This window comes from Kluyvera sp. Awk 3 (assembly GCF_028069715.1).
In the GTDB taxonomy this organism is placed as follows: Bacteria; Pseudomonadota; Gammaproteobacteria; order Enterobacterales; family Enterobacteriaceae; genus Kluyvera; species Kluyvera georgiana_A.
Map to the genome: position 1 here is coordinate 1 of NZ_JANEWH010000017.1, position 22,738 is coordinate 22,738.

17 protein-coding genes and 1 pseudogene are annotated in these 22,738 nt (G+C 58.2%); 13 read left to right on the forward strand and 5 right to left on the reverse strand.

Annotation, left to right across the window (positions count from 1 at the left end; genetic code table 11):
• Window positions 1–401, forward strand: a pseudogene (locus NNN71_RS05775) (lysophospholipid transporter LplT); the annotation flags it as partial.
• Window positions 402–440: 39 nt separating this feature from the next.
• On the opposite strand, the gene NNN71_RS05780 reads toward NNN71_RS05775, so the two are convergent.
• The 5 genes from NNN71_RS05780 to NNN71_RS25240 all read right to left on the reverse strand — a co-directional run bounded on the left by NNN71_RS05780 (window position 441) and on the right by NNN71_RS25240 (window position 3,723).
• Window positions 441–1,481, reverse strand: coding sequence for an NADP(H)-dependent aldo-keto reductase (locus tag NNN71_RS05780; RefSeq protein ID WP_163446352.1), 1,041 nt, complete (start codon window positions 1,479–1,481; stop codon window positions 441–443).
• A gap of 128 nt (window positions 1,482–1,609) precedes the next feature.
• Entirely contained in the window at window positions 1,610–1,828 is a 219-nt protein-coding gene (locus NNN71_RS05785) for a YgdI/YgdR family lipoprotein (protein WP_097162008.1), read from the reverse strand.
• A gap of 123 nt (window positions 1,829–1,951) precedes the next feature.
• Window positions 1,952–2,665 carry a TerC family protein gene (locus NNN71_RS05790; protein ID WP_065358153.1) on the reverse strand — a complete coding sequence of 238 codons (714 nt, stop codon included), beginning with the start codon at window positions 2,663–2,665 and terminating at the stop codon, window positions 1,952–1,954.
• 120 nt (window positions 2,666–2,785) lie between these two features.
• Window positions 2,786–3,481 (reverse strand): DNA mismatch repair endonuclease MutH, encoded by a 696-nt coding sequence (gene mutH / locus NNN71_RS05795; protein WP_167575093.1) that lies wholly within the window; start codon window positions 3,479–3,481, stop codon window positions 2,786–2,788.
• Window positions 3,482–3,573: 92 nt separating this feature from the next.
• Window positions 3,574–3,723, reverse strand: a complete 150-nt coding sequence (locus NNN71_RS25240) for a hypothetical protein (RefSeq protein ID WP_411908121.1) — start codon at window positions 3,721–3,723, stop codon at window positions 3,574–3,576.
• A gap of 441 nt (window positions 3,724–4,164) precedes the next feature.
• Between NNN71_RS25240 and rppH the strand changes: the two genes are divergently transcribed.
• The 12 genes from rppH (at window position 4,165) to recD (ending at window position 22,534) form a co-directional block, all read left to right on the forward strand.
• Window positions 4,165–4,695: an RNA pyrophosphohydrolase gene (gene rppH / locus NNN71_RS05805; RefSeq protein ID WP_035893962.1), complete on the forward strand. Its 531-nt coding sequence runs from the start codon at window positions 4,165–4,167 to the stop codon at window positions 4,693–4,695.
• Between the two features lie 12 nt (window positions 4,696–4,707).
• Complete coding sequence (gene ptsP / locus NNN71_RS05810) at window positions 4,708–6,954, forward strand: phosphoenolpyruvate--protein phosphotransferase (protein ID WP_271458057.1); 2,247 nt, start codon at window positions 4,708–4,710, stop codon at window positions 6,952–6,954.
• A gap of 225 nt (window positions 6,955–7,179) precedes the next feature.
• Entirely contained in the window at window positions 7,180–8,052 is an 873-nt protein-coding gene (lgt, locus tag NNN71_RS05815; RefSeq protein WP_064542984.1) for a prolipoprotein diacylglyceryl transferase, read from the forward strand.
• A 6-nt stretch (window positions 8,053–8,058) separates the two neighbouring features.
• Window positions 8,059–8,853 carry a thymidylate synthase gene (gene thyA, locus NNN71_RS05820; RefSeq protein WP_271458058.1) on the forward strand — a complete coding sequence of 265 codons (795 nt, stop codon included), beginning with the start codon at window positions 8,059–8,061 and terminating at the stop codon, window positions 8,851–8,853.
• A gap of 168 nt (window positions 8,854–9,021) precedes the next feature.
• Entirely contained in the window at window positions 9,022–9,480 is a 459-nt protein-coding gene (locus tag NNN71_RS05825; RefSeq protein ID WP_271458059.1) for a prepilin peptidase-dependent protein, read from the forward strand.
• Window positions 9,474–10,028: a prepilin peptidase-dependent protein gene (locus NNN71_RS05830; RefSeq protein ID WP_271458060.1), complete on the forward strand. Its 555-nt coding sequence runs from the start codon at window positions 9,474–9,476 to the stop codon at window positions 10,026–10,028. The genes NNN71_RS05825 and NNN71_RS05830 overlap by 7 nt, the downstream gene beginning before the upstream one ends.
• Complete coding sequence (locus NNN71_RS05835) at window positions 10,025–10,429, forward strand: DUF2509 family protein (RefSeq protein ID WP_271458061.1); 405 nt, start codon at window positions 10,025–10,027, stop codon at window positions 10,427–10,429. Before NNN71_RS05830 ends, NNN71_RS05835 begins: the two co-directional genes overlap by 4 nt.
• On the forward strand, window positions 10,414–10,734 hold the full coding sequence (locus NNN71_RS05840; protein WP_271458062.1) for a prepilin-type N-terminal cleavage/methylation domain-containing protein: 321 nt from the start codon (window positions 10,414–10,416) through the stop codon (window positions 10,732–10,734). Before NNN71_RS05835 ends, NNN71_RS05840 begins: the two co-directional genes overlap by 16 nt.
• 12 nt (window positions 10,735–10,746) lie before the next feature.
• Window positions 10,747–14,115: an exodeoxyribonuclease V subunit gamma gene (gene recC / locus NNN71_RS05845; RefSeq protein WP_271458063.1), complete on the forward strand. Its 3,369-nt coding sequence runs from the start codon at window positions 10,747–10,749 to the stop codon at window positions 14,113–14,115.
• Between the two features lie 156 nt (window positions 14,116–14,271).
• A complete protein-coding gene (ptrA, locus tag NNN71_RS05850) occupies window positions 14,272–17,157 on the forward strand; it encodes a pitrilysin (RefSeq protein ID WP_271458064.1) in 2,886 nt (961 codons plus the stop codon).
• The gene (recB, locus tag NNN71_RS05855; protein ID WP_271458065.1) at window positions 17,154–20,699 is read left to right on the forward strand and encodes an exodeoxyribonuclease V subunit beta; all 3,546 of its coding nucleotides are present in this window, start codon (window positions 17,154–17,156) and stop codon (window positions 20,697–20,699) included. Before ptrA ends, recB begins: the two co-directional genes overlap by 4 nt.
• Window positions 20,696–22,534: an exodeoxyribonuclease V subunit alpha gene (recD, locus tag NNN71_RS05860; RefSeq protein ID WP_271458066.1), complete on the forward strand. Its 1,839-nt coding sequence runs from the start codon at window positions 20,696–20,698 to the stop codon at window positions 22,532–22,534. The genes recB and recD overlap by 4 nt, the downstream gene beginning before the upstream one ends.
• Window positions 22,535–22,738: the final 204 nt, after the last annotated feature.

Sequence of the window (22,738 nt, forward strand, 5' to 3'; positions counted from 1 at the left end):
GGATTGTGGTGGGGGCCGGGGCGGCCGCCAGGCTGGTCACGCTGGAAACGGTGGCGCGCTGTATGCCTGCCGGGGTGTTGATTGGCGTGGTGGTGGCGATTTTCGCCCTTCAGCACGCGATTTTACCGGCTTATGTGCTGCTGTTTATCATCGGCATCTGCGGTGGCTTCTTTATCGTGCCGCTGAACGCGCTGTTGCAGGATCGCGGCAAGCATACCGTTGGGTCGGGCAATGCGATTGCAGTGCAAAATCTCGGTGAAAATAGCGCGATGCTGTTGATGCTGGGGCTGTACTCGCTGGCGGTGGCGGTGAATATTCCGGTTGTCGGCGTGGGCGTAGGCTTCGGTGTGTTGTTTGCGCTGGCGATTATCGTGCTGTGGCTGTGGGGTAAGCGGCGCTGATTTTCCCGGGGTCGCAAGCGACCCCGGAAGAGCACAATCTTAAGGTGCCGGGTAAGTATATACCTGATGCACCGCTTCAATTTCGGCTAATACCTCTTCACTCAATTCCAGGTGCAGACTTTCCACGTTAGTTTTCAACTGCTCCATCGTCGTCGCGCCCAGCAGCGTGCTGGCGACGAACGGCTGACGGCGGACGAACGCCAGCGCCATCTGCGCCGGGTCGAGGTTATGGCGTTTGGCAATCTCCACGTAGGCGGCGACCGCTTTTTGCGTCTGCTCACCGCTGTAGCGGGTAAAGCGGCTAAACAGCGTATTGCGCGCGCCAGCCGGTTTGGCACCGTTCAGGTATTTACCTGTCAGGGTGCCGAACGCCAGGCAGGAATAGGCCAGCAGCTCAACGCCTTCAAACTGGCTCACTTCTGAGAGCGCGACTTCGTAGCTGCGGTTGACCAGGCTATACGGGTTCTGAATGGTCACAATACGCGGCAGATCGTGTTTATCGGCCAGATGCAGGTAACGCATTACGCCAAACGCGGTTTCGTTCGAGACGCCGATATAGCGAATTTTCCCGGCGCGCTGATACTCGGTGAGCGCTTCCAGCGTTTCCAGCAGGGATACGACCGGTGCGGAATCAGCCCAGGTGTAGCCCAGCTTGCCGAAGCAGTTGGTTGGGCGCTGAGGCCAGTGCACCTGGTAGAGGTCGAGATAGTCGGTTTGCAGACGCGTCAGACTGTTGTGCAGCGCGTCGCGAATGTTCTTGCGGTCCAGCGCCTGATTGGGGCGGATGCCGCTGTCGTTATTGCGTGACGGGCCGCTAACCTTAGAGGCAATCACCAGTTTTTCACGGTTGCCGCGTTTCGTCAGCCAGTTGCCAACGTAGGTTTCAGTCAGACCCTGGGTTTCCGGGCGCGGCGGCACAGGATACATCTCCGCGACGTCGATCAGGTTGATACCCTGACTCACGGCGTAATCAAGCTGTGCATGGGCGTCGGCTTCGCTGTTCTGTTCACCAAACGTCATTGTGCCAAGCCCGAGGGTGCTTATCTCAAGAGAGCTGTGGGGGATACGGTGGTACTGCATAAGCCGGCTTCCTTTTATCAACAGCGTCGGGAAAGAGTCCCGACAAAGGAATATAAAAATGGCAGAGGGGAAGAAAAAGGGAAAGCAGAAAATGAAAAAAGGCCAGCAAGCGGCTGACCTCTCTGTCTTTATCGTTTAATAATCTGTGAGACGTCGTCGCGATTGATCTGCATTCTGTTGCCCTGCTGATCTTCGTAGCTGATAAGCCCGGTGTCGTCGTCGACTTCTGGTTTTCCGTCGGTAAGAATCATTCGGCCATCTTTGGTCGCCATGACGTAATCGCTGCTACAGCCGGAAACTGCAAAGGCTAAACCTACTGCGGAAATCAATACTGCCCATTTTGTCATCGTCATCCCCTTTATCGCCGCACTCTTAATAGTCTAGTAATAACCGACTCTTGCGTTAGCATAAAGCAGTAAAATCTGAAAAAAATCAGACATGGCCCTCAAAAGAGGGCCAAAAACGACAGATTAGAGCGGATTTTTTTTGTTTCTCAGCAGATTGAGGCTTTCTACTGCGATAGAGAAGAACATGGCGAAGTAGATGTAGCCTTTCGGCACGTGGACGTCAAAGCTCTCGAGGATCAGCGTAAAGCCGACCAGAATCAGGAATGACAGCGCCAGCATTTTCACCGATGGATGGCGATCGACAAATTCGCCGATTGAACGTGCGGCAAACATCATCACGCCCACCGCAATCACCACCGCCGCCATCATGATAAACAGATGGTCAGAGAGACCAACGGCAGTAATGACCGAGTCGAGGCTGAAGATAATATCCAGCAGCATGATCTGCACAATCGCGCCGAGGAACGAATGCACGTTGGTTTTCAGCCCTTCCTCATCGCCTTCGATCGACTCGTGAATTTCCTTACTGGCCTTCCAGATAAGGAACAGCCCGCCCAGCAGCAGGATAATATCGCGCAGCGAGATGGCCTGATCGAACACGGTGAACAGCGGGTTGGTGAGCTTCACCACCCAGGCGATAGAAGCCAGCAGCCCCAGACGCATCACCATCGCCCCCATCAGCCCTAAACGACGGGCATGGGCGCGTTGCGCGGTAGGAAGCTTAGCGACGACCAGAGAGAGAAAAATAATATTATCGATCCCCAGAACGATCTCCAGCAGCGTCAGCGTACCGAGCGCAAGCCAGGCGTTGGGGTCGGTGATCCATGCAAATAACATTAGATAAGTCCTGCCAAAAAAAGCGAAAGCGTCAATAGATGTACTTTGTGGGTGCTGTAGGGCAATCCTGCCGCCAGCAGCACGAGGAGTATAATCCCGGTGGGCGGCAGGGCAAAAAAATTAATGCGTTTGCAGCATAAAGTGGCGCGCCAGCAAGGCGGCGGTGAAGTTCTTTTTGAGATAGAAACCGCGCGGCAGCGTCATAATCGGTTCACCGTGCGCGCCGATGGCTTCGGTGAGCGCTTTGCTGTTGGCGGCCTTTGGGCGGAGCTGCAGCACTTCGCCGTGTCGGGCGGTAATGCGCTCGACCTGTCCCAGAACAATCAGATCCATTAACTCTTCCCAGTCCATTTGCAGCTGATGCTCTTCTTCCGGGCTCGGCGTCCACAGCAGCGGCGCGCCGACGCGGCGCTCGGCGAGCGGGATCGTTCTTTCGCCCTCTACCGGAATCCACAATACCCGCTTGAGCTTATGGCGAACGTGGCTGTTTTCCCAGGTGACGCCGGAATTGCCGGTCAGCGGGGCGACGCAGACGAACGTGGTCTCCAGCGGGCGTCCCTGGCGGTCAATGGGAATCGTTTTCAGCTCGACCCCCAGCGCGGCGAAATCCTGCTCTGGCTTACTGCCGGCGCTGGCGCCGAGCCAGATTTCCAGCAGCACGCCAATCCAGCCTTTATCACGCTTCAAATCTTTGGGCGGGACGATTCCGGCCATCGCCGCCAGTTCGCCCAGCGAATAGCCCGCCAGACGCTGCGCTTGCGCGAGCAGCTCGGCCTGGGTTTTGGGCGATTCGGGAAGCGGGGCGAGCATTGACATGATAAAGCGCCTTCTGGTGAAAAAATGTACGACTGTTTTGCCGGGTGTGGATAGAGTTTAACTTTTTCTGAGTAAATATATCAACGTGATGATTATAATGGATTTTTTAAGCTATTTTTCAGCGTAAAAAGGCCGCGAAAAAAGGTTTTCCAAATCTGGTCACTGACAATGAACAGGATCTTACACCATGTTATCCACAGAAAAATGGGATAACTGGGGAAAAGCCCCACTACTGTTTCAATTTACAGCCTTGACGTGCGACGAAAATCGAATTTTCGCACAAAAGATGTCTAAGATGTTGGCACAATCTGTGGATAAAATCGGCGTTGCTCGATCTTTCATCAGTTGGAGGATCCCCTATGTGATGATCATCACGTTATGCGCTAATGCAAGAGGATTAACTATAATAACTTAATGAAAAATATCATTTTACTGTGAACGGCTTGCATGCGATTATTCAGAGTAGTCTGGGTTTTCCCTGGGTAATTCCGTACTTCTTCACAACTCTATCCACAGAAAAAGTGAATAAAATCGCGGATGAACGCGGCTCTCTGTTTATAACTCTGATGATTACTGTGAGTTATTCAAATGTTATTCGATGGTCGTGCTGTAATAGAGTGGTTTACCGTTTCCAGCGAGTGTGAAACAATCATTCACATTGAAGCTTATTTTGAGGTAGTCCGGTGATTGATGACGATGGCTACCGCCCAAATGTTGGTATTGTAATTTGCAATCGTCAGGGCCAGGTTATGTGGGCCCGACGCTACGGTCAGCACTCCTGGCAATTCCCGCAAGGGGGTATAAACCCCGGTGAGACAGCAGAACAGGCGATGTATCGGGAACTGTTCGAAGAAGTTGGATTAAGCCGTAAGGATGTACGGATCCTCGCTTCGACCCGAAACTGGTTGCGTTACAAATTGCCTAAACGTTTGGTGCGTTGGGACACAAAGCCGGTTTGTATCGGCCAGAAACAAAAATGGTTTCTCTTGCAGTTGATCGGCAATGACGCGGATATCAATATGCAAACCAGCAGCACGCCGGAGTTCGACGGCTGGCGCTGGGTGAGTTACTGGTATCCGGTGCGTCAGGTCGTGTCGTTTAAACGTGACGTCTACCGCCGGGTGATGAAAGAGTTCGCCAGCGTAGTGATGGCGCTTGCGGAGAGCGCGCCAAAACCGCAAAGCGCGCCTGCTTATCGACGTAAAAGAGGTTAAGCCACGCATATTATGCTCACTCGCTTACGCGAAATTGTTGAGAAGGTCGCGAGTGCGCCTCGTCTGAACGAGGCGCTGGATATTCTGGTCACCGATGTCTGCCTGGCTATGGAGACCGAGGTTTGTTCCGTCTATCTCGCCGACAACGATCGACGCTGCTTCTATTTAATGGCGACCCGCGGCCTGAAAAAACCGCGCGGTCGTACCATTACGCTCGCCTTCGATGAAGGGATCGTCGGGCTGGTCGGCCGCCTGGCCGAACCGATTAACCTCGCCGACGCGCAAAAACACCCCAGCTATAAATACATTCCCTCAGTGAAAGAAGAGCGCTTCCGCGCGTTTCTGGGCGTGCCGATCATTCAGCGCCGCCAGCTGCTGGGCGTGCTGGTGGTGCAGCAGCGCGAGCTGAGGCAGTACGACGAAAGCGAAGAGTCATTCCTGGTCACGCTTGCCACTCAGATGGCGGCTATCCTCTCGCAGTCTCAGTTGACGGCGCTGTTCGGGCAGTATCGTCAGACGCGTATCCGCGCGCTGCCGGCTTCGCCAGGCGTGGCGATCGCCGAAGGCTGGATGGACGCCACCCTGCCGCTGATGGAGCAGGTGTATGAAGCGTCATCGCTGGATACGCAACTGGAGCGCGAGCGTTTAACCGGCGCGCTGGAAGAGGCGGCGAACGAATTTCGTCGTTACAGCAAACGCTATGCCGCTGGAGCGCAAAAAGAGACGGCGGCGATTTTTGACCTCTATTCGCACCTGCTCTCTGACGCCAGCCTGCGCCGCGCGCTGTTTGCTGCGGTGGATAATGGCTCGGTGGCCGAATGGGCGGTAAAAACGGTTATTGAGAAGTTCGCCGAACAGTTTGCCGCGCTCAGCGACGGCTACCTGAAAGAACGCGCGGGCGACCTGCGCGCGCTGGGGCAGCGTCTGCTGTTCCACCTTGATGACACCACCCAAGGCGCCAATGCCTGGCCGCCGCGCTTTGTGCTGGTGGCGGATGAACTCTCCGCCGCTACGCTCGCGGAAGTGCCGCAGGATCGTTTAGCCGGCGTGGTGGTACGCGACGGTGCCGCCAACTCTCATGCCGCGATCATGGTACGCGCGTTGGGGATCCCTACGGTGATGGGCGCCGATATTCAGCCGTCGATCCTCCATGGGCGTACGCTGGTGGTGGATGGCTACCGCGGCGAGCTGCTGGTGGATCCTGAACCGATCCTGCTACAAGAATACCAACGGCTTATCAGCGAAGAAAACGAACTCAGCCGCCTGGCGGAAGGAGACGTTGAGCGCCCGGCAGAGCTGAAAAGCGGCGAGCGCGTGAAGGTGATGCTCAATGCCGGTCTTAGTCCGGAGCATGAGCAGAAGCTGGGGCGGCGCATCGACGGCATTGGCCTGTATCGCACTGAAATTCCGTTTATGCTGCAAAGCGGTTTCCCTTCCGAAGAGGAGCAGGTGGCGCAGTATCAGGGCATGCTACAGATGTTCAACGACAAGCCGGTGACTCTACGTACGCTGGACGTCGGGGCAGACAAACAGCTGCCGTATATGCCGATCAGTGAAGAGAACCCCTGCCTGGGCTGGCGCGGGATCCGCATCACGCTCGATCAGCCGGAGATCTTCCTTATACAGGTGCGCGCGATGCTGCGCGCCAACGCGGCGACCGGCAATCTGAGCATTTTGCTGCCAATGGTCACCAGTCTGGAAGAGGTTGACGAAGCGCGCCGTCTCATCGACCGCGCCGGTCGCGAAGTGGAAGAGATGATCGGCTACGCCATTCCGAAACCGCGCATTGGCATTATGCTGGAAGTGCCGTCGATGGTCTTTATGCTGCCGCATCTGGCGAACCGCATCGACTTCATTTCCGTGGGCACCAACGATCTCACGCAATATGTGCTGGCGGTGGATCGTAACAATACCCGCGTTGCCAGCATCTACGATAGCCTGCATCCGGGGATGATTCGCGTGCTGTTGATGATTGTGCAGGAAGCGGAACGCTATGGCATCGATTTACGTCTGTGTGGCGAAATGGCGGGCGACCCGATGTGCGTCACCATCCTGATTGGCCTGGGATTCCGACATCTGTCGATGAACGGTCGTTCGGTACCGCGCGTGAAGTATCTGCTGCGTAATATCGATCTTGAAGACGCGCAAACGCTCGCCCAGCGCAGCCTTGAGGCGCAGATGGCCACCGAAGTGCGCCATCAGGTTGCGGCCTTTATGGAACGTCGTGGTCTCGGTGGCCTGATTCGCGGCGGCCTGTAGGCCGAATAAGCGCAGCGTCATCAGGCAACCCGATGCCCATTGCCGGATGTCAGTGTCGCCGGGAGTCTCCGGCGACCTTCGCTTATACATATCTTTTACATCTTCCCCGCATCACCTCTCAGCCCCCTTATGCTATCATTCGCACCTTTGGAGCGCCTGAAGCCTACGGCGCGCATCTCTACCGCTGTCCACTTTCGGCGGAATAACAAGCATTTGTGGTGACAGATGAATAGTGGTTATCTGCGTTTCCCGGACTTTGATCCGGTAATTTTCTCCATCGGACCGGTCTCCCTGCATTGGTACGGCATGATGTACCTGGTGGGCTTTATCTTTGCCATGTGGCTGGCGACGCGTCGCGCGAACCGCCCGAACAGCGGCTGGACGAAAAACGAAGTTGAAAACCTGCTGTATGCAGGCTTCCTCGGGGTCTTCCTCGGTGGGCGCATCGGCTACGTGATGTTCTACAACTTCGACTCTTTCCTGCAGGATCCGCTGTATCTGTTCCGCGTCTGGGACGGTGGGATGTCCTTCCACGGCGGCCTGATCGGCGTGATCGTGGTGATGATTATCTTCGCCAAACGCACCAAGCGGACCTTCTTCCAGGTGTCTGATTTCATTGCGCCGCTGATTCCGTTCGGCCTGGGGTGTGGTCGTCTGGGTAACTTTATCAACGGCGAACTGTGGGGCCGCGTTGATCCGAGCTTCCACTACACTATGCTGTTCCCGGGCTCCCGTGCGGAAGACCTGGCGCTGTTGCCGTCGCACCCGGAATGGCAAACGCTGTTTGATACTTACGGTTCCCTGCCGCGCCACGCGTCGCAGCTGTATGAACTGGCGCTGGAAGGGGTTGTCCTGTTCCTGATCCTGAACTGGTTTATCCGTAAGCCGCGTCCGGCAGGGTCAGTTTCCGGCCTGTTCCTGATTGGCTACGGTCTGTTCCGCATCATCTCTGAATTCTTCCGCCAGCCGGACGCGCAGTTCACCGGTGAATGGGTACAGTACATCAGCATGGGGCAGATTCTTTCGATTCCGATGGTGCTTGCGGGTATCATTATGATGGTCTGGGCGTTTCGCCGTCCGCAGAAACAGATCTCCTGAGGAAGCATGAAACAGTATCTCGAACTGATGCAGAAGGTGCTCGATGAGGGCACCCAGAAAAATGACCGCACCGGCACCGGTACGCTCTCTATTTTTGGCCACCAGATGCGCTTTAACCTGCAAGAAGGTTTCCCGCTGGTGACCACCAAGCGCTGCCATCTGCGCTCTATCATCCACGAACTGCTGTGGTTCCTGCAGGGCGACACCAATGTTGCCTACCTGCATGAAAATAACGTCAGCATCTGGGATGAGTGGGCCGATGAGAACGGCAACCTTGGCCCGGTCTACGGCAAACAGTGGCGCGCCTGGCCGACGCCGGATGGCCGTCATATCGACCAGATCACCACCGTCATGAACCAGCTGAAAAACGACCCGGACTCGCGCCGTATCATCGTTTCGGCGTGGAACGTCGGCGAGCTGGATAAGATGGCGCTGGCGCCGTGTCACGCCTTCTTCCAGTTCTACGTGGCAGACGGCAAACTCTCCTGTCAGCTCTACCAGCGCTCTTGCGATGTGTTCCTCGGCCTGCCGTTCAACATCGCCAGCTATGCGCTGCTGGTGCATATGATGGCGCAGCAGTGCGACCTGGAAGTGGGCGACTTCGTCTGGACTGGCGGGGATACCCACCTTTACAGCAACCACATGGAACAGACCGCGCTGCAGCTGACGCGCGAACCACGCGCGCTGCCGAAGCTGGTGATTAAACGCAAACCTGATTCTATTTTCGACTACCACTTTGAAGACTTCGAAATCGAAGGCTACGACCCGCATCCGGGTATCAAAGCGCCGGTGGCGATTTAATCTTCCTGACCGAAAAACGGCGCTGCTCTCAGCGCCGTTTTTTATTTTCTGAATGCTGCTTCCCGTATATTTGTAACCCGCTGCAACTCGTTCACCTTTTTCCGAAGCCCCACGTAAAACGCGTAATCCGCGCTCGCGCTTTGTTGCCCATCGCAGGAAACTGCCGCCATGAACAGAGAACAGGGTTACACCCTTATCGAAACCTTAATCGCCTTGACGCTGGTGCTCATTCTTGGCGCTTCTGGCCTGTATGGCTGGCGCAGCTGGCAGCAAGAACAGCGTTTGTGGCAAACCGCCAGTGCGCTACGGGACTATCTGCTTTATCTGCGTAACGATGCCAACTGGCATAACCGAGACCGTCGGCTACGGGTTAACCACGAAGCGGAGGGCTGGTGCCTCATCGCGGACGATGCGGTACTGGAAGGCTGCCCTACCGGAAACCCGGCTATTTTCAAGCCGCCGTGGACCGAGGTTTCACTCAGCAAAATGACGCCAAACCTGACTTTCTTTGGCCTGCGAAATACCGCGTGGGCGGGGAGCCTGATGGTGTCGGGCGAGGCGGGGAGCTGGACGATTGTTATCTCCAGTTGGGGGCGAATTCGCCTGTGTGAGGGGGCCACATGCTGATGCGAGGTTTCTCATTGCTGGAAGTATTGATCGCCATGGCTATCAGCAGCGTATTGCTGCTTGGCGCGTCACGCTTTCTCCCCGCGCTCCAGCGGGGCGTACTGGCGCAGACGCAGCAGCAAACGCTGGAAGACGATCTCTGGCAGCGAGTGTTCACGGTCGCGAAGCATTTGCAGCGCGCTGGGTACTGTGGGGATGACGACTGCGGCGGCGAAGCATTGCAGATTGCGCAGCAGGGGCAGTGCGTGATTGCCCGCTGGGATGGCGACAGCAATGGTCTCTGGCAAACGTCGCCCGCCGACGAGGCTGACAGCATCGGCTTCCGGCTACAGTCCGGCGTGCTGGAAACGCTACGTGGCGCGACCACCTGCGAAGGAAAAGGGTGGGACAAAATGACCGATCCCGCAGCGCTCACGGTGACGAGCTTTCAGGTGGTGCGCCATGCATTTAGCGGTTTTCCGCCCGAGCTTGCTATTACGTTGTCGGCAACCGGTACGCGCGGCGGCAGGGTCACCGCGCAGTACGGCGTGACGGGATACAACCAGTGAATGCCGAGCGCGGCGTTTCGTCGCTGGCCATGGTGCTGATGCTGCTGGTGCTCGGCAGCCTGATGCTACAGGGGCTGAATCAGGCGCAGCGCCAGCGGTTGGCGATGGTGAACGACGAAAGCCTGGCTATACGGCGCACGGCGCAGGCGCATTCGGCGTTGCAGTGGGGGATGCGCCAACCATGGGGAACTGAAGCGGGAACCCAGTGTATGACCTATGCCGCAGACACCCGCGTTTGCCTGCGCTTATTGACCGACGGCAGGTTGTTGCTGATAGCACAAAGCGACGGTTTCTCGCTATGGCAATCGGGACGTTGGGCCGCCGGTAGCCTTCAGTTTTCAGCCCATGGCTGGAGTGATTTTTGTCCCCTGAAGGAGGCGCTACTATGCCAGATACCCTGAAATCACGCGGTTTTAGCCTGCCGGAGGTGATGCTGGCCATGTTGTTAATGGTAATGGTGGTGACGGCGCTTGGCGGATACTACCGCGCGTTGGCCGCCGGTAACACTCAGCTTAATCAGTATCGTCAGATGTGGCGCTATGCATGGGCGCAAACGCAGCAACAGGCCGCGCCGCTGCCGGAAGGCTGGAACAGCCAGCGGGTACAGACATCGTCACAACGTTGTGTCAGCATCAATGCTACTATTACCACCCCCATGGGCAGGCAAGGGCGTTTAACGCGTCTGCATTGCCCGGTCAGTCAGTAGTCAGGAGCGAATATGTTAAGGGTCTACCACTCCAACCGTCTGGACGTGCTGGAAGCGTTAATGGAATTTATCGTGGAGCAGGACCGGCTGGCTGACCCCTTCGAGCCTGAAATGATCCTCGTGCAGAGTACCGGGATGGCGCAATGGCTACAGATGACGCTCTCCCAGCGATTTGGTATCGCCGCTAACATCGATTTCCCGCTGCCCGCGAGCTTTATCTGGGACATGTTTACCCGCGTTTTGCCCGAGATTCCCGGCGAGAGCGCCTTTAATAAGCAAAGCATGAGCTGGAAGCTGATGACGCTGCTGCCGGGCATGCTGGACGACGAGGCTTTTACGCCGCTGCGCCACTATCTGACTGACGATGCCGATAAACGCAAGCTGTTCCAGCTGGCCTCACGCGTGGCCGATCTGTACGACCAGTATCTGGTCTATCGCCCGCAGTGGCTCACGAAGTGGGAAGCCGGAGAGTTAGTGGATGACGTCGGTGAGGCGCAGCAGTGGCAGGCTCCGCTATGGAAAGCGCTGGTGGAGCACACCGCAGCGCTGGGGCAGCCGCAGTGGCACCGCGCCAATCTCTACCAACGCTTTATCGACACGCTGGAAAACAGCAGCGAGAAACCTGACGGGCTGCCGTCGCGGGTGTTTATCTGCGGAATCTCAGCGCTGCCGCCGGTGTATCTGCACGCGCTACAGGCGCTGGGCAAGCATGTGGATATCTACGTGCTGTTCACCAACCCGTGCCGCTATTACTGGGGTGACATTAAGGATCCGGCGTTCCTCGCCCGGCTGATGGCGCGCCAGCGCCGACACTATCGTGAGCAGCGTGAGCTGCCGTTGTTCCAGGACGCCAGCAGCGCGCCGGAGCTGTTTAACGATAACGGCGAACAGGACGTTGGTAACCCGATGCTGGCCTCCTGGGGCAAACTGGGGCGCGACTATATCTACCTCCTGGCAGGGCTGGAGCGCTATCAGGAGCTGGATGCGTTCGTCGATATCGAGCCGGATAACCTGCTGCACAATCTTCAATACGACGTGCTGGAGCTGAAAAACAGCGCAGTGGCCGGGCGAACTGCCGAAGAGTTTGCCTGGAGCGGCAACAAACGCACCCTAGCCCACGATGACTGCAGCCTGACCGTCCACGTCTGCCACAGCCCGCAGCGCGAGGTGGAAGTATTGCACGACCGTCTGCTGGCGATGCTGGAGGCCGACCCGACGCTGACGCCGCGCGATATCATCGTGATGGTGGCGGACATCGACAGCTACAGCCCGTTTATCCAGGCCGTGTTTGGCAGCGCCACCGGCGAGCGCTATCTGCCTTACGCCATTTCCGACCGCCGCGCCCGTCAGGCGCATCCTGCGATGCAGGCATTTATTACGCTGCTTTCCCTACCGGACAGCCGCTTTACCAGCGAAGACGTGCTGGCGCTGCTCGACGTCCCGGTACTGGCCGCGCGCTTCAACATTGATGAAGCCGGTTTGCAGCATCTGCGCCAATGGGTCAGCGAATCTGGCGTGCGTTGGGGGATGGACGACGACAACGTGCGCGAACTCGATCTCCCGGCGACCGGGCAGCATACCTGGCGCTTTGGTTTGACGCGCATGCTGCTGGGTTACGCCATGGAAAGCCGCCAGGGCGAGTGGCAGGACGTGCTGCCCTATGATGAATCCAGCGGGCTTATCGCCGAGCTGGTGGGGCATTTGGCTTCGCTGCTCATGCAGCTTAACCGCTGGCGACAGGTGCTGACGCAAGGGCGTTCACTCGAAGAGTGGCTACCGGTGTGTCGTGAAATGCTTAACGACTTCTTCCTGCCGGATCAGGATACCGAAGCGGCGCTAACGCTGATTGAGCAGCAGTGGCAGGGGATTATCGCTCAGGGTGTACAGTCGCATTACGCCGGTGAAGTGCCGCTGTCGCTGCTGCGCGATGAGCTGGCTCAGCGTCTGGACCAGGAGCGTATCAGCCAGCGCTTCCTGGCGGGCCCTATCAACATTTGTACCCTGATGCCGATGCGTTCTATTCCGTTCAAAGTGGTGTGCCTGCTGGGCATGAACGATGGTATCTACCCGCGCGCGCTGGCGCCGCTGGGCTTTGACCTGATGAGCCAGAAGCCGCTGCGCGGCGATCGTAGCCGTCGCGACGATGACCGTTACCTGTTCCTCGAAGCCATGATGTCGGCGGAAAAATCGCTTTATATCAGCTACATCGGTCGCTCTATTCAGGATAACAGCGAGCGCTACCCATCGGTGCTGGTGCAGGAACTGCTGGACTATATCGGCCAGAGCCACTGCCTGGAAGGCGATGAGGCGCTGAACTGCGATGAAAGCGAGCGACGGGTCAAGAGTCACATCATGCACCTGCATAGCCGCATGCCGTTCGACGCGGAGAATTACCAGCACGATGAGCGCCAAAGCTATGCTCAGGAATGGCTGGCGGCCGCCAGCCGTCAGGGGGAAGCGCACGGTGAATTTATTCAGCCGCTGGAACCTGTTGAACTGACAACGCTGCCGCTGGAGCAACTTCAGCGCTTCTGGCGTCATCCGGTTCGTGCCTTCTTCCAGATGCGCTTACAGGTCAATTTCCGTAGCGAAGAGAGTGATATTCCCGACACCGAGCCGTTTACCCTTGAGGGGCTGACCCGCTACCAGCTTAACCAACAGTTGCTCAATACCCTGATTGAAGAGCAGACGCCGGATGTGATGTATCGCCGCTATCGTGCGGCGGGAGAACTGCCCTACGGGCCGTTTGGCGAAATTGCCTGGGAGGCGCAGCGTCAGGAGATGGCCGCGCTGGCGAGCAGGGTTATTGAATATCGCCGGGAAGGAAAGAGTCTCGAAATAGACCTTGATTGCGACGGGGTTAACATAACCGGATGGTTACCGCAGGTTCAGGAGAATGGGCTGTTGCGCTGGCGGCCATCTTTGCTTAGCGTGGCACAAGGAATGCAACTTTGGCTGGAACACCTTGTCTACTGTGCTAGCGGCGGCAGCGGCGAAAGCCGGCTGTTGCTGCGCAAAGAGGGCGAGTGGTGCTTCCCACCCCTGGCGGCGGATGAAGCGAAAGCGTATCTGTCACAACTGGTCGCCGGGTACCGCGAGGGCATGTGCCAACCGCTGCTGTTCTTACCTGAAAGCGGAGGTGCGTGGATAAAAGCCTGTTACGATGCCCAAAATGATGCCATCTTAAGGGACGAGGAAACGCAGCAAAAAGCACGCAGCAAGTTTATGCAGGTGTATGAAGGCAATATGGTGGTGAGCGGCGAAGGGGCCGATGTCTGGTATCAGCGCCTGTGGCGTACCCTGGAACCCGCGCAGTATGAGGCGATTATCGAGCAAACGACGCCGTATCTGCTGCCGCTATTTCGCTTTCACCAGGCATAGTTGCTGTATAAAAATTGCGCAATCTGAGTTGTTCATTTACTATGCGCAACGCGTCACGGACCGATGAGTGGCAGCCGTCAGACCCATTTGTCTGGCCGGGAGCTGCCCGCACAAGCATTGAGATTCAGCAGTATTTGTTAATGGTGAGGTCCGTGAATGCCCCGCAGTATCTGGTTGAGTATTGTAGTTTTTGTCACCGCCTTTTGGGCGACCGTAGGTCAGGCAGACACCGGATGGCAACCGATTCAGGAAACCATCCGTAAAAGCGAAAAAGATAGCCGTCAGTATCAGGCGATTACGCTGGATAACAAGATGGTTGTGCTGTTGGTATCCGATCCTCAGGCGGTGAAATCACTGTCGGCGCTGGTGGTACCGGTTGGTTCGCTGGAAGATCCTGATTCGCATCCGGGCCTTGCGCATTTCCTTGAACATATGACGTTGATGGGCTCGAAGCACTACCCGCAGCCCGATAGCCTCTCGGAATTCCTCAAGCTGCACGGCGGCAGCCACAATGCCAGCACCGCGCCGTATCGCACCGCCTTCTACCTTGAAGTGGAAAACGATGCCTTGCAGGGGGCCGTTGACCGTCTGGCGGATGCCATTGCTGAACCGCTGCTGGATAAAAAATACGCCGACCGCGAACGTAACGCGGTAAACGCTGAGCTGACCATGGCGCGCTCCCGCGACGGTATGCGTATGGCGCAGGTTAGCGCTGAAACCATCAACCCGGCGCACCCCGGCGCGCGCTTCTCTGGCGGCAACCTCGAAACGCTGAGCGACAAGCCGAATAGCCCGGTGTATGAATCGCTGCTGGCCTTCCGCGACAAATACTACTCCGCTAACCTGATGAAGGCGGTGATTTACAGTAACAAACCGCTGCCGGAGCTGGCGCAGATTGCGGCACAAACCTATGGCCGCGTGCCGAATAAATCTATCGAGCGCCCGGACATTACCGTTCCGGTGGTCACCGACGCGCAGAAGGGCATCGTTATCCACTACGTACCCGCGCTGCCGCGTAAAGTGCTGCGCGTCGAGTTCCGTATTGATAACAACTCGGCCCAGTTCCGCAGCAAAACCGATGAGCTCATCACCTACCTTATCGGTAACCGCACGCCGGGCACGCTGTCCGACTGGCTGCAAAAGCAGGGGCTGGTTGAAGGTATTCGCGCCGATTCCGACCCGGTCGTAAACGGCAACAGCGGCGTGCTGGCGATTTCCGCCACCTTAACCGACAAGGGCCTTGCTAACCGGGATCAGGTGGTGGCGGCTATCTTTAGCTACCTCGACATGCTGCGCCAGAAGGGCGTCGACAAAAGCTACTTTGATGAACTGGCCCACGTGCTGGACCTCGACTTCCGCTACCCGTCGATTAACCGCGATATGGACTACGTCGAATGGCTGGCGGACACCATGATTCGCGTGCCGGTCGAACACACGCTCGATGCGGTGAACATTGCCGATCGTTACGATGCGCAGGCGATAAAAGATCGCCTGGCGATGATGACGCCGCAGAATGCGCGTATCTGGTACATCAGCCCGAAAGAGCCGCATAACAAGACGGCTTACTTTGTTGATGCGCCGTATCAGGTCGATAAAATCAGCGCGGAGACGTTCGCGAAGTGGCAGAAAGCGGCCGACGACATCACGCTGAATCTGCCGCAGTTGAACCCGTATATCCCCGATGACTTCACGCTGATCAAGAACGAAAAAAGCTACGCGCATCCGGAGCTGATTATCGACGAACCAAATCTGCGTCTGGTCTATATGCCGAGCCGCTATTTTGCGTCTGAACCGAAGGCCGATATCACCATGATCCTGCGTAACCCGCAGGCGATGGATAGCGCTAAAAATCAGGTGATGTTTGCCCTCAACGACTATCTGGCGGGCATTGCGCTCGACCAGCTCAGCAACCAGGCCGCCGTCGGCGGGATCAGCTTCTCGACCGGCGCCAACAACGGCCTGATGCTTAACGCCAACGGTTACACCCAGCGTCTGCCGCAGCTGTTTGGTGCGCTGTTAGAAGGTTATTTCAGCTATACGCCGACCGAAGATCAGCTTGAGCAGGCAAAATCCTGGTACAAGCAGATGATGGACTCGGCGGATAAAGGCAAAGCCTACGAACAGGCGATTATGCCGGTGCAGATGGTGTCGCAGGTGCCCTATTTCCAGCGCGAGGACCGCAAGGCGCTGCTGCCGTCGATCACGCTGAAAGAGGTGATGGCCTACCGCGATCAACTGAAAACCGGCGGACGTCCGGAGTTTATGGTAATTGGCAACCTGAGCGCCGAGCAGTCGACGACGCTGGCGCGCGGTATCCAGTCGCAGCTTGGCGCTAACGGTAACGAATGGTGCCGTAACAAAGATGTGCTGGTGGAAAAACAGCAGAACGTCATCTTCGAAAAAGCGGGCAACAGCACCGACTCGGCGCTGGCGGCGGTGTTTGTCCCGCCGAATGTGGATGAGTTCTCCAGCTCGGCGGCAAGCGCCATGCTGGCGCAGATTGTCCAGCCGTGGTTCTACAATCAGCTGCGTACTGAAGAACAGCTTGGCTACGCCGTGTTTGCCTTTTCGATGAACATTGGCCGTCAGTGGGGCATGGGCTTCCTGCTGCAAAGCAATGACAAACAGCCGGCGTTCCTGTGGCAACGTTTCAAAGCCTTCTTCCCGACCGCCGAGCAAAAGCTGCGGGCGATGAAGCCGGAAGAGTTCGCGCAGCTGCAGCAGGCGGTGATCGCCGACATGCTGCAAGCGCCGCAAACGCTCGGTGATGAAGCCTCACAGCTGAGCAAAGATTTCGATCGCGGTAATATGGCCTTTGATTCACGTGCTAAAGTAGTGGCCCAGATTAAGCTGTTAACGCCGCAAAAGCTGGCTGACTTCTTCCACCAGACCGTTGTTGCGCCACAGGGCATGACGGTGCTGTCGCAGGTTTCCGGCAGCCAGAATGGTAAGACGGACTATGCGCACCCGGAAGGCTGGAAGGTATGGGAGAGCATTAGCGCGTTGCAGCAAACCTTACCGATAAGACGAGAGAACGAATGACCGTAACTGCTGAGTCCCTTAATCCCCTGCGTTTGCCCCTCTACGGTGAGCGCCTGATTGAAGCCTCAGCGGGCACCGGAAAAACCTTCACCATCGCCGCACTCTACCTGCGGCTTCTGCTGGGGCTGGGCGGCGAGGCCGCCTTTCCCCGGCCGGTCAACGTCGAAGAGCTGCTGGTGGTGACCTTCACCGAGGCGGCAACTGAAGAACTGCGTGGGCGTATTCGCAGCAACATTCATGAACTGCGCGTCGCCTGTCTGCGTAACGCCACCGACAACCCGCTGTATGCCAGCCTGCTGGCGGAAATCGACGATCCTCAACAGGCGGCGAACGTTCTGCTGCTGGCCGAACGGCAGATGGATGATGCCGCGGTCTTTACCATCCACGGTTTCTGTCAGCGCATGCTTAGCCTCAACGCTTTTGAATCGGGGATGCTGTTCGAACAGCAGCTGATTGAAGATGAATCTCAGCTGCGCTATCAGGCCTGCGCCGACTTCTGGCGCCGCCACTGCTACCCGCTGAACCGCGAAATTGCGCAGGTGATCGTCGAGTCCTGGAAAGGGCCGCAGGATCTGCTGAAATCGATCGACCGTTATCTGCAAGGGGAAGCGCCGCAGCTGAAGATGCCGCTCAGTGCGACCGAGACGCTGGAATCACGTCATCAGCAGATCCTCGCGCAGATTGGCGACATCAAACAGCAGTGGCTGGCTGCGGTCGGCGATCTTGAACCGCTGCTGGAAAACTCGGGTATCGATCGTCGCAAATTCAACCGCGGCAACCAGGGCAAGTGGATCGACAAGATCAGCGCCTGGGCGCAGGAAGAGAGCAAAAACTACCAGCTCCCTGATGCGCTGGAAAAATTCAGCCAGTCGTTCCTGGCTGAACGCACCAAAGCGGGCGGAGAAGTGCCAACGCACCCGCTGTTCAGCGCCATTGAGCGTCTACTGGACTCGCCGCTCACGCTCAACGACCTGGTGATTGCCCAGGCGATGAAAGAGATTCGTGAGGCGGTAGCCCGCGAGAAGCGCCGTCGCGGCGAGTTGGGCTTTGACGATATGCTAAGCCGCCTTGATGAAGCGCTGGAGAGCGAAAGCGGCGAGGCGTTAGCCGCCGCCATTCGACAGCGTTTTCCGGTGGCGATGATCGATGAATTCCAGGATACCGACCCGCAGCAGTACCGTATTTTCCGCCGCATCTGGCGCCAACAGCCGGAGACCGCGTTGCTGCTGATTGGCGACCCGAAGCAGGCGATCTACGCCTTCCGCGGCGCCGATATCTTTACCTACATGCGTGCGCGCGGCGATGTGGCGGCGCACTATACGCTCGATACCAACTGGCGTTCCGCGCCGGGCATGGTGGCAAGCGTCAACCGCCTGTTTGGGCAGGTTGATAACCCCTTTATGTTCCGCGACATTCCGTTCCTGCCGGTCAAATCTGCCGAGAAAAATGCCTCGCTACGTTTTGAGGTTGATGGCGAAAATCAACCGGCAATGAACCTCTGGCTGATGCCCGGTGAGGGCGTTAGCGCGGGCGACTACCAGAACTTTATGGCCCAGCAGTGCGCGGCGCAGATTCGCGACTGGCTCACCGGCGGCCAACGCGGCACGGCGCTGCTGTGGCGCGGCAACAGCGCGCGTCCGGTGCAGGCCTCAGACATTACCGTACTGGTGCGTAACCGCCAGGAAGCCTCGTTGATTCGCGATGCGCTGAATGCGCTGGCCATTCCGTCGGTGTATCTTTCCAACCGCGACAGCGTATTCGAAACCCCGGAAGCGCAGGAGCTTCTGTGGGTGTTGCAGGCGGTGCTGACGCCGGAGCGGGAAAATACCCTGCGCAGCGCGCTGGCGACGGCGATGTTTGGCCTGAACGCGCGGGACATTGAGCAGCTGAATCAGGATGAGCACGCCTGGGATGCGCTGGTGGAGGAGTTCAGCGACTATCGGCTTATCTGGCAGCGCCGCGGTGTGATGCCGATGATTCGTGCCCTGATGAATGCGCGCTCCCTCGCGGAAAACCTGCTCGCCACTCACGGCGGCGAACGGCGTTTAACCGATATTCTGCATCTTAGCGAGCTGCTACAAGAAGCGGCCACCGGGCTTGAGAGCGAGCACGCGCTGGTACGCTGGCTGAACCAGCAAATCGCCGAGCCGGACACCAACGCTTCCAGCCAGCAAATGCGTCTGGAGAGCGACAAACACCTGGTGCAGATTGTCACCATTCACAAGTCGAAAGGGCTGGAATATCCGCTGGTCTGGCTGCCGTTTATCGCCCGTTTTCGTAAAGAGAAGCAGGCGTTCTATCACGATCGGGAATCCTTCGCGGCGGTGCTGGATCTTAACGAAAGCGATGAAAGCCTGGAGTTGGCGGAGGCCGAGCGTCTGGCAGAAGACCTGCGCCTGCTCTACGTCGCCTTAACCCGCGCCGTGTGGCACTGTAGCCTGGGGCTGGCGCCGCTCACCGCGCGGCGCAGCGATAAACCGACCGATACCGAACTCCATCACAGCGCGCCGGGAAGGTTGATGCAGAAAGGCGAGGTACTCGACGCCGCGGGTCTGGAAGCCTGTCTGCGTGCGCTGTGCGATGAGCACATTGCGCTGACGCTGGCGACAGCGCCCGACGACGCGCGTTGGCAGGCCACTCAGGCACAAATGCCTGAACTGGCGGCGCGTCAGGTGCTGCGTCGCGTCGTGGACGACTGGCGAGTCACCAGCTATTCCGGCCTGCAACAACGCGGCCACAGCGTGGCGCAGGATCTGCTGCCGCGTCTGGATATTGACGCCGCCGGCGCACAGGATACGCTGCCGGAACCGACGCTGACGCCGCATAATTTCCCGCGCGGCGCATCGCCGGGGACTTTCCTGCACAGTCTGTTTGAAGACCTCGACTTTACCCAGCCAGTGTCATCCGAGTGGATGCTGGAAAAGCTGCAAAGCAACGGCTTTGGCGAAGAATGGGAGCCGGTGCTGACGGCGTGGATTTCACAAGTGCTAGCCGCGCCGCTGGCGGATACCGGCATTGCGCTTAATCAGTTGAGCGCACAGCAAAAACAGGTGGAAATGGAGTTTTATTTACCCATCAACCGGCCGCTCGACCCGCTGGCGCTGGATGCCTTAACCCGCCGCTATGACCCGCTTTCGGCAGGCTGCCCTACGCTCGATTTCCGCCAGGTACGCGGCATGCTGAAAGGCTTTATCGACCTCGTTTTCCGCCACGATGGGCGCTACTACCTGCTCGACTACAAGTCCAACTGGCTGGGAGAGAACGGCGAGGCCTACACCCAACAGGCGATGGCCGAAGCGATGCAGTCGCACCGCTACGACTTGCAGTATCAGCTCTATAGCCTGGCGCTACACCGCTATCTGCGCCATCGCATTGCCGATTATGACTATCAACGCCACTTCGGCGGCGTGATTTACCTGTTCCTGCGCGGCGTTGACCGCGACGCGGGGCAGCAAGGGATATTCACTACCCGGCCAGACCCCGCGCTCATTGCGGCCATGGATGCACTGTTTGCCGGAGAAGGCGAGGAGATGGACGCATGAGTCTCGAACAACGTTTGCTGGATGCCGCCGAGCAGCGTCTGCTGCGCCCTCTGGACGTACAGTTTGCGCTGATGGTCGCGCACGACGAGCACCCGGCGGTGATGCTGGCGGCGGCGATGCTCAGCCGCGATACCGGCGAAGGGCACGTGTGCCTGCCTCTGTCGCACCTGAGTGCGACGATGCAGGCGAAAGGGCGCACGCGTGAATTCTGGCAGCAACTGTTCACCGATGCCGACGCGCCAGAAGACTGGGCTGAGCTGTTGCTGGCTTCTAAGGCCGTGAGTGCCGGTGAACGCCCGTCGCCGCTGATACTGAGCCGTGACCGGCTGTACCTCAACCGCATGTGGCATAACGAGCTGACGGTGGCGCGCTTCTTTAGCGACACCCAGGTTCCGCTGGCGGTAGACGAGGCGCAGCTCCAGCAGACACTGAGCGCGCTGTTCCCCACCAGTGACAACGTCGACTGGCAGAAAGTCGCTGCCGCCGTTGCGCTGACGCGGCGTATTTCGGTGATCTCCGGCGGCCCTGGCACCGGGAAAACCACCACCGTCGCCAAACTGCTGGCGGCGCTGGTACAGATGGCGAATGCCGAAAAACTCCGTATTCGTCTGGCGGCCCCGACGGGTAAAGCGGCTGCGCGCCTTACCGAATCTTTGGGCGCGGCGCTGCGTAAACTGACGCTAAGCGACGCGCATAAAGCGATGCTGCCGACCGAGGCCAGCACGCTGCACCGCCTACTGGGCGCGCAACCCGGCAGCCAGAAAATGCGCTACCACGCGGGCAACCCGCTGCACCTTGATGTGCTGGTGGTCGACGAAGCCTCAATGATCGACCTGCCGATGATGGCGCGGCTGATTGACGCGCTGCCGCCGCACGGGCGAATCATCTTCCTCGGCGACCGCGATCAGCTGGCGTCGGTTGAGGCGGGCGCGGTACTGGGGGATATCTGTAGCTGGGTGAACGCTGGCTATACGCCTGAACGCGCGGCGCAGCTAAGCCGCCTGGTAGGGGGCGACCTCCCGGCGGGTGAAGGCCAAACGGCGGGGGCGCTGCGCGACAGCCTCTGCCTGCTGCGCACCAGCTACCGTTTTGGCAGCGACTCGGGGATTGGGCAACTGGCGGGTGCGGTAAACCGGGGCGATAAAAAGGCCGTTGGCGAGGTCTTCGCCCGCGGCTTTAGCGATATCGAACTTAAACCGCTGCGCGCGACGGATGATTATGCCGCCATGCTCGACGATGCGCGGATGGGCTACGGTCATTATTTACAGCTTTTACGCGAGCAGGCCGAGCCCGCGGAGGTGCTGGCGGCGTTCGGTGAATATCAACTGTTGTGCGCGCTGCGGGAAGGGCCGTGGGGCGTCGGCGGGCTGAATACGCAGTTCGAACAGCTGTTGGCGCGTCATCGCCTGATTCAGCCGCAGCGCCATTCGCGCTGGTACGAAGGTCGCCCGGTGATGATTAGCCGTAACGACAGCGCGCTGGGGCTGTTTAACGGTGATATCGGCGTGGCATTAGATCGCGGGCAGGGGATGCGCGTCTGGTTCCCGATGCCGGACGGGACGATTAAATCGGTGCAGCCAAGCCGTCTGCCGGATCACGATACCGCCTGGGCGATGACGGTGCATAAATCGCAGGGTTCCGAGTTTACTCACGCCGCACTGGTACTGCCGACGCAGCTGGTGCCGGTGGTGAGCCGTGAGCTGGTCTACACCGCGATTACTCGCGCGAAGTCACGCCTGTCGATGTATGCCGATGAAAATCTGCTGGCTGCGGCGATTGCCACGCGTACAGAACGGCGCAGCGGATTGTCGGTGATATTTGCGGAGATGGCATAGTGCGTTAAGGGGGCACAATGTGCTCCCTTTACCTTTAAAGCTGTCTGTTATACACAAATTCGTGCGATAGGACCGAATATCTGTCAGTAAGGAGAGGGATTCCGTTCACTTTACGTAGGGTGGAATATGACGTTCTATCACCGGTGAACGGGCCAAGGGGGGCGGCCGCGCCCCCCTTGACAATCCCCGCGGCCCCGCGGGGAA

Coding starts and splice junctions, on each gene's coding strand:
- thyA (WP_271458058.1), top strand. CDS start 8,059: ATGAAACAGTATCTCGAACTGATGCAGAAGGTGCTCGATGAGGGCACC.
- mutH (WP_167575093.1), bottom strand. CDS start 3,481: ATGTCAATGCTCGCCCCGCTTCCCGAATCGCCCAAAACCCAGGCCGAG.
- NNN71_RS05785 (WP_097162008.1), bottom strand. CDS start 1,828: ATGACAAAATGGGCAGTATTGATTTCCGCAGTAGGTTTAGCCTTTGCA.
- ptsP (WP_271458057.1), top strand. CDS start 4,708: ATGCTCACTCGCTTACGCGAAATTGTTGAGAAGGTCGCGAGTGCGCCT.
- recD (WP_271458066.1), top strand. CDS start 20,696: ATGAGTCTCGAACAACGTTTGCTGGATGCCGCCGAGCAGCGTCTGCTG.
- NNN71_RS05780 (WP_163446352.1), bottom strand. CDS start 1,481: ATGCAGTACCACCGTATCCCCCACAGCTCTCTTGAGATAAGCACCCTC.
- NNN71_RS05830 (WP_271458060.1), top strand. CDS start 9,474: ATGCTGATGCGAGGTTTCTCATTGCTGGAAGTATTGATCGCCATGGCT.
- NNN71_RS05790 (WP_065358153.1), bottom strand. CDS start 2,665: ATGTTATTTGCATGGATCACCGACCCCAACGCCTGGCTTGCGCTCGGT.
- NNN71_RS05840 (WP_271458062.1), top strand. CDS start 10,414: ATGCCAGATACCCTGAAATCACGCGGTTTTAGCCTGCCGGAGGTGATG.
- ptrA (WP_271458064.1), top strand. CDS start 14,272: ATGCCCCGCAGTATCTGGTTGAGTATTGTAGTTTTTGTCACCGCCTTT.
- lgt (WP_064542984.1), top strand. CDS start 7,180: ATGAATAGTGGTTATCTGCGTTTCCCGGACTTTGATCCGGTAATTTTC.
- recB (WP_271458065.1), top strand. CDS start 17,154: ATGACCGTAACTGCTGAGTCCCTTAATCCCCTGCGTTTGCCCCTCTAC.
- recC (WP_271458063.1), top strand. CDS start 10,747: ATGTTAAGGGTCTACCACTCCAACCGTCTGGACGTGCTGGAAGCGTTA.
- NNN71_RS05825 (WP_271458059.1), top strand. CDS start 9,022: ATGAACAGAGAACAGGGTTACACCCTTATCGAAACCTTAATCGCCTTG.